Genomic DNA, 613 nt, shown 5'->3' with positions numbered 1-613 from the left:
CGGCCGACGCCCACATAGTCGAAGTGGTAGTACAACCCGTAGCCCCCGGGTCGGGGCTCCCTTGGGTCGGGATGCTTACGGATGTTCCCCCAGTTGTCGTCCGTCAGCACGACCGTGACGTCGTCCGGCGCCCTGAGGCCCCGGTCCCAGTACCGCTGGACCTCCTTGTAGAGGGTCCACACCTGCGGGGTCTCGTCCGCCGGCCTGCCGGTCACCTCCTCGATGATCCGGCGCTGCGTCGCGATGATCTCCGTCATCAGCTCGATGCCGTCGCCGTCGGGCAGGCTCGTGTCGCCGTTCCCCCGCATCCCCAGGGTGACGACGCCCTCGAAGTCCTCGTCGACCATGCGCCGGATACCGTCCCGCCAGTAGGCCCGGACGGCCTCGGCGTTGCGCCGGTACGACCACTCCCCGGTGCCCCCGTAGGGGTCGCGGCCGGGGGTCACGATCTTCCCTGAGGAGTCCCTGACCGCCGGCACGGCATGGCGGTTCCACTCCTCGATGCCCCGCATCATGGGCGCCTCGTGAGACGTGCCCATGACAATCCCGTACTCCTTGGCGCGCGCGTGGTTCTCCGGGTCGTCCTCGGCGAACGCCCGCCCCCACACCGCCG

Annotated in this window: 1 protein-coding gene; it reads right to left on the bottom strand. The window is 70.0% G+C overall.

Annotated features, from left to right (window positions below; genetic code table 11):
• On the bottom strand, positions 1 to 613 hold a 613-nt coding region (locus tag AOK15_RS48075), incomplete at both ends, for a glycosyl hydrolase 115 family protein (RefSeq protein WP_240508800.1).

Source organism: Streptomyces ossamyceticus (genome assembly GCF_001418475.1).
Lineage (GTDB): Bacteria > Actinomycetota > Actinomycetes > Streptomycetales > Streptomycetaceae > Streptomyces > Streptomyces ossamyceticus.
This window is presented reverse-complemented; position numbering and strand designations above follow the sequence as displayed.